The sequence below is a fragment of the Brachybacterium sp. 107 genome (assembly GCF_052379725.1).
GTDB lineage: Bacteria > Actinomycetota > Actinomycetes > Actinomycetales > Dermabacteraceae > Brachybacterium.
Genome location: NZ_JBQSYW010000005.1, coordinates 36,342 through 49,955 on the forward strand (window position 1 = coordinate 36,342; position 13,614 = coordinate 49,955).

General features: G+C 70.8%; 14 protein-coding genes. 8 read left to right on the forward strand and 6 right to left on the reverse strand.

The window, feature by feature from the left end; all coding sequences use genetic code 11:
* The first annotated feature begins 182 nt into the window (after positions 1–182).
* Both ACT3UL_RS07600 and ACT3UL_RS07605 read left to right on the forward strand, forming a co-directional pair.
* Entirely contained in the window at positions 183–1,148 is a 966-nt protein-coding gene (locus ACT3UL_RS07600) for an SMP-30/gluconolactonase/LRE family protein (RefSeq protein ID WP_444577582.1), read from the forward strand.
* A gap of 28 nt (positions 1,149–1,176) precedes the next feature.
* Complete coding sequence (locus tag ACT3UL_RS07605) at positions 1,177–1,995, forward strand: hypothetical protein (protein WP_444577584.1); 819 nt, start codon at positions 1,177–1,179, stop codon at positions 1,993–1,995.
* A gap of 93 nt (positions 1,996–2,088) precedes the next feature.
* Here ACT3UL_RS07605 and ACT3UL_RS07610 read toward each other — a convergent pair whose 3' ends face one another.
* The 4 genes from ACT3UL_RS07610 to ACT3UL_RS07625 all read right to left on the reverse strand — a co-directional run bounded on the left by ACT3UL_RS07610 (position 2,089) and on the right by ACT3UL_RS07625 (position 5,550).
* Positions 2,089–2,853 (reverse strand): hypothetical protein, encoded by a 765-nt coding sequence (locus ACT3UL_RS07610; RefSeq protein WP_444577585.1) that lies wholly within the window; start codon positions 2,851–2,853, stop codon positions 2,089–2,091.
* Positions 2,854–2,937: 84 nt separating this feature from the next.
* Complete coding sequence (locus ACT3UL_RS07615; RefSeq protein ID WP_444577587.1) at positions 2,938–3,897, reverse strand: squalene cyclase; 960 nt, start codon at positions 3,895–3,897, stop codon at positions 2,938–2,940.
* 78 nt (positions 3,898–3,975) lie between these two features.
* Positions 3,976–4,350, reverse strand: a complete 375-nt coding sequence (locus ACT3UL_RS07620; protein WP_444577588.1) for a DoxX family protein — start codon at positions 4,348–4,350, stop codon at positions 3,976–3,978.
* A gap of 189 nt (positions 4,351–4,539) precedes the next feature.
* Positions 4,540–5,550 carry an NYN domain-containing protein gene (locus ACT3UL_RS07625; protein ID WP_444577589.1) on the reverse strand — a complete coding sequence of 337 codons (1,011 nt, stop codon included), beginning with the start codon at positions 5,548–5,550 and terminating at the stop codon, positions 4,540–4,542.
* Between the two features lie 776 nt (positions 5,551–6,326).
* On the opposite strand from ACT3UL_RS07625, the gene ACT3UL_RS07630 reads away from it, so the two are divergent.
* Positions 6,327–7,952 (forward strand): HNH endonuclease signature motif containing protein, encoded by a 1,626-nt coding sequence (locus ACT3UL_RS07630; protein WP_444577591.1) that lies wholly within the window; start codon positions 6,327–6,329, stop codon positions 7,950–7,952.
* Positions 7,953–7,964: 12 nt separating this feature from the next.
* On the opposite strand, the gene ACT3UL_RS07635 is transcribed toward ACT3UL_RS07630, so the two are convergent.
* Entirely contained in the window at positions 7,965–8,321 is a 357-nt protein-coding gene (locus ACT3UL_RS07635) for a cupin domain-containing protein (RefSeq protein ID WP_444577593.1), read from the reverse strand.
* A gap of 48 nt (positions 8,322–8,369) precedes the next feature.
* Positions 8,370–9,326, reverse strand: coding sequence for a LysR family transcriptional regulator (locus ACT3UL_RS07640; RefSeq protein ID WP_444577595.1), 957 nt, complete (start codon positions 9,324–9,326; stop codon positions 8,370–8,372).
* Positions 9,327–9,397: 71 nt separating this feature from the next.
* On the opposite strand from ACT3UL_RS07640, the gene ACT3UL_RS07645 reads away from it, so the two are divergent.
* Genes ACT3UL_RS07645 through ACT3UL_RS07665 form a run of 5 tightly spaced genes read left to right on the forward strand, consistent with a single transcriptional unit; the run spans position 9,398 to position 13,595 of the window.
* The gene (locus ACT3UL_RS07645) at positions 9,398–10,489 is read left to right on the forward strand and encodes a YeiH family protein (RefSeq protein ID WP_444577597.1); all 1,092 of its coding nucleotides are present in this window, start codon (positions 9,398–9,400) and stop codon (positions 10,487–10,489) included.
* A gap of 41 nt (positions 10,490–10,530) precedes the next feature.
* The gene (locus ACT3UL_RS07650) at positions 10,531–10,953 is read left to right on the forward strand and encodes a TOBE domain-containing protein (protein ID WP_444577599.1); all 423 of its coding nucleotides are present in this window, start codon (positions 10,531–10,533) and stop codon (positions 10,951–10,953) included.
* Positions 10,950–11,795 (forward strand): molybdate ABC transporter substrate-binding protein, encoded by an 846-nt coding sequence (gene modA / locus ACT3UL_RS07655; protein WP_444577601.1) that lies wholly within the window; start codon positions 10,950–10,952, stop codon positions 11,793–11,795. The genes ACT3UL_RS07650 and modA overlap by 4 nt, the downstream gene beginning before the upstream one ends.
* 1 nt (position 11,796) lies before the next feature.
* Positions 11,797–12,567 (forward strand): ABC transporter permease, encoded by a 771-nt coding sequence (locus ACT3UL_RS07660; protein ID WP_444577603.1) that lies wholly within the window; start codon positions 11,797–11,799, stop codon positions 12,565–12,567.
* Complete coding sequence (locus tag ACT3UL_RS07665) at positions 12,564–13,595, forward strand: sulfate/molybdate ABC transporter ATP-binding protein (protein WP_444577605.1); 1,032 nt, start codon at positions 12,564–12,566, stop codon at positions 13,593–13,595. The genes ACT3UL_RS07660 and ACT3UL_RS07665 overlap by 4 nt, the downstream gene beginning before the upstream one ends.
* The last annotated feature ends 19 nt before the right edge of the window (positions 13,596–13,614 follow it).

Here is a 13,614-nt window from a genome sequence, read left to right on the forward strand (position 1 = left end):
GCAAGCTAACAGCGTCTCGCGCCCACCCCGCATTCCTGGACGGTTTCCGGGGGCCTGTTGCGCAATCGTGACGGAGCCGGGCACCCCGCGCCGCGATCCTGTGCCTCGCGGCGCGGGACCGACAGCACCGGACTGACGGCACGGGGCTGACGGCACACGACCTGCTGGCCTACGATCCGACCATGATGACCCCCGCACCGGTTCAGCCCTCGTCCGCCCTCCTCACCCCCGGGGCGACGCTCGAGAAGGTCGCCACCGGCGCCACCTGGGCCGAGGGCCCGGTCTGGCTGCCCCAGCGTCGGGCCGTGCGCTTCAGCGACATCCACACGAACCGGATCCTGGAGTACTCGGAGGAGACCGGTGAGCTGACCGTGTTCAGCGATGCCGCGGAGCACACCAACGGCCGCACCCTGGATCTGCGCGGCCGGGTCGTGGAGTGCTCCCACGGGCGCCGCGCCGTGCAGCGCGATGCTGCCGTCGGCCCCGGTGATGAACATTCTCCGACCACGCTCGTCGACCGGTTCGGCGCCGTCCGCCTGAACTCTCCGAACGATGTGGTCGTCGCCTCCGACGGGGCGATCTGGTTCACCGACCCGGCCTACGGCATCAAGCGGCCCGTCGAGGGGCACGCCGGCGAGGAGGAGTACGGGGATCGCTATGTGTTCCGCTTCGACGAGTCCACCGGCGCCCTCACTCCCGTGGTGATCGACGTCGAGGCACCCAACGGGCTCGCCTTCTCCCCCGACGAGACGCTGCTCTACGTCGCGGACTCCTCGCTGTCCCCGGCGGACCCCGACGCGACCGGCACGGACCGCCCGCGCGGTCACGCGATCCACGTGTACGACGTGATCGAGGGACGCCATGCGAAGAACGGTCGGAGCCTGGTCGAGGTCTCCCCCGGCCTGCCCGACGGGATCCGGGTGGACGTCGAGGGCAGGATCTGGAGCTCGAGCCTGTCCGGGGTACAGGTGTTCTCCCCCGACGGCGAGCGCCTGCTGGACCTCCCCGTCCCGGAGAAGACCGCGAACCTGTGCTTCGGCGGGGAGGACGGGAGCACGCTCTACATCGCCGCGTCGTCGAGCCTGTACCGGATCCGCACCACCACCCGGGACGCCAGCGCCACGGCTCCCGTCCGCTCCGCCGCATGATCGCGGCGCGAACCGGAGGAGAGCCCCGATGATCGCCGTCGGCGCGAGCCCGAGCAGTCTCTTCACCCAGAAGCTCATCGGACTGAGCGCCCTGACGCTCATCTTCCTCGGCCTCGGGGTCCTGCTCGCCGTCCTCGCAGCACGCGACGGATGGTCCTGGGGCCTCCTCCTCACCGGCGGAGTCTTCGCCCTGGGCGGTCTGATCTGCCTCAGCGGCGCTCTCGGGATGATCCGCGAGCGGCGCACCGCCGGGGCCTCCTCCCGTCGGCCCCTCCAGATGGTGCCGGTGGGCCGGCCCCTGCCGGCGCCGACCACCCGGCGCGACCCGTGGGCGTGGGAGGACGTGGTGCGTGCCGTCGCCATGGCGTTCGACGACACTCCGTACCTGGTGATGGCCGATCAGGACCAGATCCGCATCTCGGCGAACCTGGCCGACGCCCGGTGGCGGCACCTGCTCACCGAGCGGAGCCTGTCGACGACGTTCGCCAGCACGCTCGTCCGCACGAAGCCGGGGACCGCCCGCCGCCTGGACGTGCTCTACGAGGTCGACGCGTCCGCGGGACCGGCCGGGCTCGGTGCGGTCGCCGCGCTCTCCTCGGGCCGCAGCTGGCACTTCTCCCGACGACAGGAATGGGCCCTGAACCGGCATGGCTTCCACAAGGTCGTCGACTACCGCTTCTCCACCCGTGACGTGAACGTGCCGCTGGACCATGCGCTGACGATGGCCGGCTGGAAGCAGACCCTGGACGCCGAGTCCAAGGGGGCGCTGGTGCTCGGGATCCTCGGACTCTCCGCGATCCCGCTGGTACCTCTCGCCTTCCTCATCAAATGGCTCGTGGAGCGCTGACGCGCTGCGTCCTCTCGCGCACGCCGCACGTCGCCCCTCTCCCGTCGCCCGTCGCCCGTCGCCCGTCGCCCGTCGCCCGTCAGCTGACAGTGATCAGCTGAACCCGTCGATATGCGGCATGGACGCCTCGTCCAGGAGGGTGTCGCAGCCTCGGCTCGGACTCGGCCGGCAGCCGATGTCGGTGCGGGAGAGCCCGATCTGCCGACGGATCTCCACCTGGCCGTGGCCCGTCGGCGGTTCGGAGGCGGTGACCGTCTCCTGCGTGATCACTTCGTCGGGGAAGAGATCGAACTCCAGGATCTCGCCCGTCTCGAGCGTCTCCGATCCCGGTCCGTGGACGTAGACCGTCCCGTTGTGGCCGGCCTCGGCGACCTTCCCTCCCGGCTCCTCACCGGGGTCCGTCGGGAGCGCGGTCCATGGCCCGCCCTCCCCGGCGGTGACCTCATCGCCCGTGGTGGCCTCGGTGCTCTCGAGGGTCGTGATGATCTCGTCCACCTCGGCCTGGGGGTCGGCCCAGTCGACCGCATAGGTGGTCGCCACCGAGAGATCGCAGTACTGGGCATTCGGCACCGGACCGCCCGGCGCGATGCCCGAGCAGACGATGTACCAGGTCTCCTCGATCGGCTCCCCGAGCACCGGCTCCAGGGCGGCCTGCCGCGCAGCGGCCTCCTCGCCGAACGGTCCGGCCCATTCCTCGTACCCCTGCTCCGCCTCGGTGCGGGCACGGTCCGCCGGATGCGCGATCCCTCCGCGCACGAAGACCGTCACCGCGCCGGCGATCACCAGCACGGCCACCAGTGCGGCCGCCGCCGCGACGATCAGTGCCCGGCGTGTGCCCCGCGACATCTTCTCCCCCATGGAGCTCCCCCTCGACCGTGCCTCTGTCGTCTCCCCAGCCGCTCTCGCGGTTCCCCCTGGGGTGCTTGCCGAGGCTGACTCACGTCACCCCTCGTTCCACCAGCGCAGCACCCGCAGTGCCTCCAGCGTGATCCACTTCGAGGGCTCCCCCTCGGGGACGTCGACCTCGAACCACACCTCACCGGGCAAGACCTTCTGCTGGAGCCAGGTCCCGTCGGCCTGCTGCGCCTCGCGCACCATCGCCACGGCCTCCTCCATCCGCGACTCCTTCCGGCCGGCGAGCCGGAAGTGCTCGAGAGCGCGCAGCACCGAGTAGATGTGGCGCGGCGGGTAGAGGAAGTGATCCACCCAGGGCCCGGGCATCTCCCGGGTGCGGAGGGTCCAGGCGAGGTGACGCTCCAGGAGGTACTCCTCACCGGCGTCGCGCGCGGCTCGCGTGGCTCTGCTGCCTCCGGTGGCCTGCTCATGGATCAGCAGGGCGCGCAGCACGTTGAGGGTGGAGTGGAAGCTGGAGCGTTCGGAGCCGCTCTCCCACTCGCAGTTCCAGCCCCGGTCCTCCATCTGGTGCTCGAGGAACCAGCGCGGCAGGGACTCGACGTCCGCCCCCAACCACAGTCCGTTCGCGAGCGTCATCGCGTTGATGCAGCAGTCCACCTCACCGCCCCAGTAGGGCAGCGAGTCGTCGTACTCCCAATGCGAGTTCTCCGCCAGCAGCTGCGCCGTGTTCCGCTCGATGAGCGGGGCCGGATCCATGCCCCATTCGCGCAGAGTGGTCAGGCTCCAGGTGGTCGCCGTCCACGGCTGACCGGGCAGGAGCTGGTTCTCGTGGTCCTCGAAGAATCCCTTCGGGAAGAAGGCGCCACCGGCCCATTGGCCGTCCGGATCCTGTTTCGCGAGCAGAGCGGCCCCGAAGCCCTCGTGCGGGATCCGTGCCCGGGTCGCCTCCCACTGGTCCGTCGGCGCATCGAGCAGGTCGCGTTCGACCTGCCAGCGCAGCGCGGGGTCGGAATCGAGGAGCCAAGCGATCACATCGGTGGGTGACATGCCTTGATCCTGCCTCACCGCAGCGGCTCTGACCAGGATGCACCACCGCCAGGCGTAGTCAGAGCTGGTAGTCGCCGGTCAGAGCTGGTAGGGGCCGAACCGAGACCAGGCGACGAACACGGAGAGGATCGCGAGCACGATCGAGGGCAGCGCCGCCACGAAGCCGTCACCGCGGCGGATGTGCACGAGCGCCGCGAAGACCATCGTGATCGCCAGGCCGGCCGCCGCGAAGGCCACCAGGATCGTGGCGACCCCGGTGAGCGCGGGCAGGATCAGTCCGACGGCTCCCAGGACCTCGAGCACGCCGATGCCGACGATCACGCTGTGCGGGAAGTCCTCGGCATAGGGGGTGCGTTCGATCTGTTGAGCGCGCGGGGTCAGCAGCTTCGCAAGTCCCGACCCGATGAACACGGCAGCGAGCAGGAAGGCGAGGATCCACAGGACCAGGTTCATGACGTCGTCTCCTTCGTCGGGGTCTCCAGTATCCTCCCGCACCGACGGTCCTGTCCTGCGATTACCGGTGCTGCCTCCCGATCGCGTGCAGCGGTCACCGAGGTCGCAGCGGGACGGCAGCCGGCGGGGTGCGGTGCCGATTCAGGAGGTGCTGCGGTCAGTACGAAGTGCGCTCAGTTCGAGGCGCGATCAGTACGAGGCGCGCACCAGACGCTCGTGCCCTGTCTCCTCGAGCACGGCGATGTCGGAGTTCGCCTTGAGGAAGTCCGAGAAGGAACGGAACCCGAGGGTCTTCTCGCTGAAGGACGGGTCCATGCGGCGCATGTGCGACTTCACCGCCGAGCTGTGCAACCACTCGCTGTCGCCGCGCCCGCCCAGCTGCAGGGCGCGCTGGAGCAGTCGTGTCGCCGCCTCGCGCGGGTCCTCGGAGCTCTCGATGTCGTCGTCATCGGCCGCGGCATCGGCTGCGGCGTCGGCCGCCTCCGCCGCGGCATCAGCAGCGTCCTGGGCGGCCTGTGCCGTTGCGTCGGATCCGGCGGACCCAGCGGAGCCGCCGGTGTCACTGCTTCCCCGGCCTCGACCGTTCCCGTTCCCCTGGCCGCGGCGGGTGCGCGTCCTCGTGGGCGCCTCGGAACGCTCGACGCCCGGGAGGTTGTCGTAGGCCTCGAACTCGTCGCACGCCGCGGCGAGGGACTTCGCGGTGGAGCCTGCCACTCCCATCGCGATGACGTAGCGGCCGAGGCGGCGGCAGCGCTGTGCGAGCGGGACGAAGTCCGAATCGCCGGCGACGATCACCACGTGGGTGAGGTCGGGGATGCGGAACATGTCTTCGACGGCATCCACGGCGAGCCGGATGTCGGCCCCGTTCTTCGCGTAGGCGGCGGCGGGGAACAGCTGCACGAGATCCACGGCGCGGGCGACCAGCTGCGAGCGGTACTCGGCGTTGACCGGCGAGGACCAGTCGGCATAGGCGCGGGTGAGCATGAGGGAGCCGAAGGAGGCGGCGTAGTCGATGATCGCGCCCACATCGACCGTCGCCTTCGCGAGCCGCTCGGCGATCTCGGGCTCCGTGGGGTCCTCAACGATGCGCTGACGGTCGCGGCCATAGGCATTTCGTCCGTGCACCCGGTCGTACCAGGACATCACGATGTTGTCGAAGTCCAGGTAGACGGCGACGCGGGGATCAGAGAGTTCGGCCATGGGTCCAGTCTGCCCGGTGTGAGGACGGGTCGATACCGACTCGCCGTGGAGATCGGTGCGCGCAGTGAGGGCTGGCGCACGTCGTGGGGGCGGAGGCGGCCGACGGGCGGGAGTCGAACAGTGGGATCCCACTCCTGAGCTCCTGAGCGCCCTGATGCCTGCCCGACGCCCCACCCTGCACACCATTCCCATCCCCTCCATTCCACCCTTTCGTCCCAACCCTTCCTCCGTTCTGCGTTATCACTTCGACGACACGCCATACAGCACCACACAGACATTCTTCGTGCACGTCACGAGAATTCGGTCGAAACCGCCTGCCGCCCCGCACCCGAGGCGACGCGACAGCATGTCGAGGTTCACGAGGGCGCCGCCCCCTGCACACCGTGTCGTCGACTCCGGGAGTCGTCGCCGTGCGGGAGTGAACTGCAGCTCGTCGTGGGCTACGAGGCGGCGACTGCCTCTTCTGGCGCCGCCCCGGAGTCCGGTCCGCAGGAGATGTCAGGTCGATCCGCGGAGGCTTCGCGGAGGCTTCGCGGTGGCTTCGCGAAGGCCCCGAGGCGACCCTTCCTCCCCAGAGGCACTTTATCCACAAAGCAGCGTCACCATTTTGTGGATACCGCTGAGAAACAATGTCGAAGTTATCCACACCCCTTCTTCTGCGGCATTCTGACGACTAGGCTCAAGGTACTCGGGATCAGAGCACAGAACTCGCCACAGGACGCGGCACAGGACTGGAACGCGGCTGGTCGGCGGAGCGCGACAAGGGGGTGGAGAGCATGAGCACACAGAGGCACAGCCCACCCGTGGGCGGGGAGTCGGACGACGAAGACCGCCAGGCGGCCGACCGGGCGTTCCTCGAGTCGCTCCCACGCCGCTTGCAGATCGTCGACGCTCGCTCTCCTCTGACCCGTGACGGCCTTCCTGACCGCACGGACTGCGGAAAGGACCCGGAACTCGGCGCAGCCGCGCAGCAGGTCTGGGATGCCGAGAAGGCCAGCGCCCGCGCTCTCGCCGGCCGGTATCGCGCGCTCGCGGAGCTCTTCGACCACGAGAGGGAGGACGACGAGGACGAGGACGACGTCACGACGGCCCGCGCCGCGATCGCGCTGCGCGTCACCCACGGGGTAGCCCGGTGGGAGCTGCGCTCGGCGCATCGCGCGGCCCATCACCTGCCCCGCACGTTCACCCTGCTCGAGGGCGGAGCCTTCCCCTCCTGGTGGTTCCAGCGCATGGTGCGCGAATCGGAGGATCTCGGCGAGGAATCTCGGCGCCAGCTCGACATCGCCGTCGCCACCTGGTCCCCGGACATCCCGGTCGACCGCTTCGTCACACTGCTCGGCGCGCTGGTGGGCCTGCTCGCCCGCCGGGAGGAGGAGCCCGAGACGGCACCCCCGCCCCCACGAGAGGTCACCATCGCCCCGGATTCCCCCCGCGGGGTCGGCTCCGTCAGCGCGCGCGGCCCCATCCCGGAGATCCTGGAGTACTGGAAGCGGTTGGATGAATCGGCCCGCGCGATCCAGGCGGCACAACGGAAGGCACTTCGGGACGACACGGAGATCCCGTACGACGTGGATGACCTGGTCACCACGACGGGCCGTCCGCTCCCGCTGTCACGCCTGCGCTACGAGCTCCAACTGAACGCCACCTTCGACACCGGGGACGTCCAGATCCCCGGCCCTCGCTTCCGGCTCAACGTCACGGTGCCTGCTCTGACCCTGCTCGGCGTCTCGGATGCCCCGGGCATGGTGGACGGCACCACGCCGATCCCTCCCGAGATGGCTCGCCTGCTGGCCGGCGGGCAGGAGACCTGGTTCCGGGTGCTGACCGATCCGTGCTCCGGCGCATTCCTCCCGCTCCCGGCGGAGCGATACCAGCCCACCCAGGCGATGCGCGAACATCTGCGGCTGCGCAACGCGACGTGCGCCGTGCCCGGCTGCACCCGTCCGGTCTCCTGGGCCTCCGAGTGCGATCACCTCGAGGAGTTCGATCACGAACGGCCCGTGGACGGTGGCCGCACCGAGCTGGAGAATCTCCACCTGCTGTGCTGGCAGCACCATCAGGACAAGACCGCAGGACTGCTCGACCCCACCCGGATCCCCACCGTCGCCCGCGAACCCGGTCGGACCAGCTGGCGCATCGGCCGCAGCGGCGACCATGCCCTCGTCGCCGACGACGTCGACCTCGCCACGCGGATCGCGGTCGAGGAGCTCGAGAATGCCTGGCGAACGCACCTCTCGAGGCTCAAGCGAAGTTCGGCCGAGAAGACCGCCGAGAAGACTGCCGAGAAGTCGGGGAAGAAATCGGCCGAGAAGAAGACCCTGCCGATGCCACCGGCGGAACCACCATCGGAGCCACCGTGGAGCCGATGGCCGGAGTCTCGGACTCGCCCTCCGCCCCTCTGAGATCCGGTCAGGTCACTCGGCCGTCGCCGCGCGCCGTGTCCCGATCTGCAACGACTGGCGCTTGCGGTGCACGGTCAGATACTCCAGACCGTGTTCACCGGCACGGAAACCCCGCACGGTGCGCCGTGGCAGGAGCGCGATGTCGCCGCTGCGCAGCGGCTCCTCGCCGCCCTCCGTGACGAGAGTGCCGTCACCACGCACGACATGGATGAGGGTGTCGACCTCTGCGCCCACATGCGTCTCGATCTGATCCCCTGCGGGCAGCCGGATCAGGTTCGAGTCGAGCTCACGATCCGGTTCGGCGATGGACCATACGGCGCCGCGGTGCGGCTGGTCGGGCAGCTCGTCGGTATTGGTCAGGATCGGCATGTGCTCAGCTCCAAGAGGTCGGTGTCCCTCTCGAACGTACACGTGCGCTCAGGGGATCGGCCGCCTGGCTCCTGTCGCGACGGCGACGAGATCAGCCGCCGGTCCGGTGAGGGTGCGCGGCCCCTTCCAGACAGCGGTCAACGGACGGCGGAGCCTCGCCCCGACGACGGGAACCCGGCGCAGCTGACCGGTCTCGAGCTGTGCCCGCACAGCCAGCATGCTCAGCACCGCGGGCCCGGCGCCGGAGGCCACGGCGACCCGCACAGCGGCATTGCTGCTGAGCTCCTGCACCGGCGGAGTGCTCGCCGCCGCGGGGACCAGCTCCTCGAACGCATCGCGGGTCCCGGATCCCCCCTCACGGACCACGAGTGGAGTCGCCGCGAGTTCCTCGAGCGGCACCGGCCCCTGCACCGGCCCCGGCTCCGACCCCGGCTCTGAGCTCGCGCTGCGCGCCCCACGTCCCGCCCAGGGGTGATCCGGGGAGACGACCAGCACCAGCTCGTCCTCGCGCAAGGTGCGGGCGTGGACCCAGCGCGGCACGTGCGGGGTCTCGATGAAGCCGAGCTGCAGCTGCCCGCCGCGTATCTGCTCCAGCACCTGGGTGGAGTTCAGCACCCGCAGATCCACCCGCACGCGGGAGCTGGTGCGGCGCAGGTCGGTGAGCCACGCCGGCATGAGGTGCTCGGCGATGGTCATCGAGGCGCCGACCTGCAGGTCCAGGGTGTCGCCATCCCGGCTGTGCCGCAGCCAGGCGGCGAAGTCGTCGGCCGCTTCGAGCAGCTCGCGGGCATGGGCGGCATAGAGCAGCCCGGCCGACGTGGGCCGTGAGCCGCGCGGGTCCCGTTCCAGCAGCGGCATCCCGGCCTGCGCCTCGAGCTGACCGATCATGCGGCTCGCATTGGGCTGGTACATGCCGAGGCGACGTGCCCCCGCGCCGAGACCGCCTTCGTCGACGACGGCGACGAAGAGCGAGAGGGCCTGCAGGTTCGGGAGAGCATCGGGCATATCAGAAGGATATGCCCTGATCGACTATTGCCGTCTACCGGCCACGGACCAGCGGTGACAGGGTTCTTCCCATGCCCGAAACTGCCGCCACCCCCACAGGCGCCGACACCGCCCGTTCCGAGACCGCCCGCACCAACACCGCCGGCTCCGTTGCTGCCCGCACTGACACCGCTCCCCCGTCCCGCCGCCCCTCGCTCCTCCCGGGGCTCGCGCTGAGCCTCGGCGTGGCTGTGCTCGCACAGCTCGTGGCGCCCTTCGTCCCCGGGGTGAGCGCCCTGATCATCGCGATCATCGTGGGCATCACCCTCGCGAACACCGCGGGCCTGCCGGCGCCCGTGGTGCCCGGCACGGACTTCTCCGCGAAGAAGCTGCTCCGTGCGGGCATCGTGCTGCTGGGCCTCCAACTGGTGCTCGGCGACATCCTCGCCCTCGGCGTCCCGATGCTCCTCGTCGTGGTCTGCGTCGTCGTCGGCGGGATCTTCGGGACGATCGCACTGGGCAGGCTGCTGAAGGTCGACCCGCGCCTGACGCTGCTCATCGGCTGCGGGTTCTCGATCTGCGGCGCCGCGGCGGTCGCCGCCGCGGCCGGTGTCACCGACCCCGAGGACGAGCACGAGGAGAAGACGGTCACCGCAGTGGCGCTCGTGGTCATCTTCGGCACCCTGATGATCGCCCTGCTGCCGGCGGCGGCCACGCTCATGGGCCTGTCGGCGCGCTCCTCGGGCCTGTGGGCCGGGGCGTCGATCCACGAGATCGCCCAGGTGGTCGCGGCCGGCGGCGTGCTCGGGGGCGGCGCCCTCACTGTCGCCGTGATCGTGAAGCTCGCTCGCATCCTCATGCTCGCTCCCGTCATGGCCGTGCTCGGCGCCCGGGAACGCTCCCACGGGACGGCCGACGGGAAGCGCCCGCCCCTGGTGCCGCTGTTCGTGCTCGGATTCCTCGCGATGGTGCTGCTGCGCTCCGTCGTCCCCCTGCCCGAGGTCGTGCTGACCATCGGCGGACTGCTGCAGACCACCCTGCTCGCCGCCGCGATGTTCGCCCTCGGCACCGGCGTGAAGGTGCGCAAGCTGATCCACGTCGGCGCCCGCCCCTTCGTGCTCGCGGCACTGGCCACGCTGCTCGTCGCCGCGATCGCTCTGGGCGGCGTCCTGTTTGTCAGCTGACCCCAGCACCCATCCGCATATGCGGACGTATCATGGCGAACATGTCGCAGATACGAGTCCGTGAGGCCGCCACCTTCCTCGGTGTCAGTGATGACACCGTCCGGCGCTGGATCGAGAAGGGGTCTCTGGAGGCCGCGGCCGACGCCAGCGGGCGGACCGTCCTGGACGGGGTCGAGGTGGCGCGCATGGCCCGCGAGCTCGCCGTGACTCCGGAGCTCGCCGGCGCCACCCGCACGTCGGCCCGCAACCGCTTCGTGGGACTCGTGACGAAGGTCGTCATGGACACCGTGATGGCTCAGGTAGAGATGCAGTGCGGGCCCTTCCGCGTGGTCTCCCTGATGAGCAGCGAAGCTGTGCGGGACCTCGGCCTCGAGCCGGGCTCGGTCGCGAGCGCGGTCATCAAGGCCACCCACGTCGTCATCGAGGCGGAGACGCCCGCGCCCTCCCCGGACAGCGCTCCATGAGCGCCGCCGACCGACCCCGCACCGCCGACCGACCCCGCGCCGCCGTCTCGGGCCTCGCCGCCATCGCGGCACTGGCCCTGGCGCTCGGCGCCACGGGCTGCAGCGCCGTCGGCGGCGCCGGCGGCGGGCGGACCACCACCACCCTCACGGTCTATGCCGCGGCGTCGCTCCAGGAGCCCTTCGAAGAGCTCGGCGAGCAGTTCGAGGCAGATCACGAGGGCGTGGACGTGGAGTTCAGCTTCGCCGGTTCCTCCACCCTGGTCGAACAGATCCAGCAGGGCGCTCCGGCCGACGTCTTCGCCTCGGCCGACACCTCGACCATGGACGAGCTCGTCGACGCGGGGCTCGAGGCCGCCGATCCGGTCGCCTTCACCAGCAACACGCTGATGATCGCGGCGCCGGCGGGCAACCCGGCCGGGGTCACCGACCTCGCCTCGCTCGCGGATAACGGGATCGACCTGGTCGTCTGCGCACCCGCGGTGCCGTGCGGCGCGGCCGCCGAGACCGTCGAGAGGGCCGCCGGTGTGGACCTCTCCCCCGTCAGCGAGGAGCAGTCCGTCACCGACGTGCTGAACAAGGTCTCCAGCGGCGAGGCCGATGCCGGGCTGGTCTACGTCACCGACGTGGCGAAGGCCGGGGACGAGGTCGAGGGCATCGCCTTCCCCGAGTCGGACAGCGCCGTGAACACCTATCCGATCACCACGGTGGAGGACTCCGCGCAGCCCGAGCTCGGCCAGGAGTTCGTGGACCTCGTCACCGGGGAGACCGGTCAGCAGGTGCTCGGCGAGCACGGCTTCGGCGAGCCCGGGGCCGGCACCGGCACCGGCACCGGCAGGGACTGAGATGAGATCGCTGCCCCGCTGGGTGCTGATCCCGGCCATGCTCGGTGCCCTGTTCGTGCTCCTGCCGCTGGTGGCCATGGCAGCCCGCGTCCAGTGGGGCAGCTTCCTCGATCTGATCACGAGCGAGTCCTCTCTGCAGGCATTGCGGCTCAGCCTGCAGACGTCGGCCACGAGCGCCCTGGCCTGCGTGATCCTCGGCGTGCCGATGGCGCTGCTCCTGGCCCGCACGAGCTTCCCGGGCCTGTCGCTGCTGCGCTCCCTCGTGCTCATCCCCCTGGTGCTGCCCCCGGTGGTGGGAGGCATCGCGCTGCTCTACACCTTCGGGCGGCAGGGCCTGCTCGGTCGGCAGCTCGAGGTCCTCGGGATCCAGATCGCGTTCTCCACCACGGCAGTGGTGATCGCCCAGACCTTCGTGGCGCTGCCCTTCCTCGTGATCAGCCTCGAGGGGGCGCTGCGCACCGCAGGGACCCGCTACGAGGTGGCCGCGGCCTCGCTCGGCGCGCGGCCCTCCCGGGTGCTGGCGACCATCACCCTCCCCCTGGTGCTGCCCGCCCTGCTCTCGGGCACGGTGCTCTCCTTCGCACGGGCGCTGGGCGAGTTCGGCGCGACGATCACCTTCGCCGGCAGCCTCCAGGGCACCACCCGCACGCTGCCCCTGGAGATCTACCTGCAGCGCGAGAGCGACCCTCAGGCAGCGGTCGCCCTGTCCTTCGTGCTCATGATCGTCGCTGTGCTCATCATCGCGTTCGTCCGGCGGCGGGTGAGCACATGACCCTCACCCTGGAGGCGACCGTCCGCGAGCGCGGGCTCGACCTCGCCCTCGACGTCGCCGACGGCGAGACGCTCGCGCTCGTCGGCCCCAACGGCGCCGGGAAGTCGAGCGTCCTCTCCCTGATCGCCGGCACCCTGCGTCCGACCACCGGACGGATCACGCTCGAGGGCAGGCTCCTGAGCGCGAGCGGCCTGCTGGTGCCGCCGCACGATCGCGCCGTCGCCACGCTCGCGCAGGATCCGGTCCTGTTCCCCCATCTCAGCGCCTCCCGGAACATCGCCTTCGGGCTGCGGGCCCAGGGCACGCCCCGACGCCGGGCCCGGGAGGAGGCGTCCCGGTGGCTCACGGAGATCGGGCTGGGCGAGCTCGCGGACCGGCGCCCCTCCCAGCTCTCGGGCGGACAGGCGCAGCGGGTGGCGATCGCTCGCGCCCTGGCGGCGTCGCCGCGTCTGCTGCTGCTGGACGAGCCGATGGCCGCCCTGGACATCGACGTGGCCCCGGCGCTGCGCGAGCTGCTGCGGCGCGTCCTCGGCGAGCGCACCACGATCCTCGTCACCCATGACGTGCTCGACGTCGTCACCCTCGCCGATCGCGTCGCCGTGCTCGAGGGCGGGCGGCTGATCGAGAGCGGACCGACGGCGGACGTGCTCGCCCGCCCGCAGCAGCAGTTCACGGCGCGCCTGGCCGGGGTGAACCTGCTGACCGGGACCTGGGACGGCCGCACCGTCGACGGCGCCCTCGCCGGGGTGACGCACGAGCCGGTGGCGACGGGGTCGCGGGTCCGCGCCGCCGTCCGCCCGACGCACGTGGATCTGCTCGAGGACGACGCCCTCCCGCCGCCGGGAACGACGGTGCTGACCCGTCGGCTGACGGATCTGGAGCCTCGTGGGGACCTGGTGCGAGTGCGCGCCGGGGAGATCGCGGCGGATCTCACCCCGCAGCTCGTGGCGCAGCAGCGTCTGCGACCCGGGGACGAGGTGCGCCTGGGCATCCACGCGCAGGATGTCAGCATCTACCCGGTGCGCTGATCGGGAGGCGCACAATGGG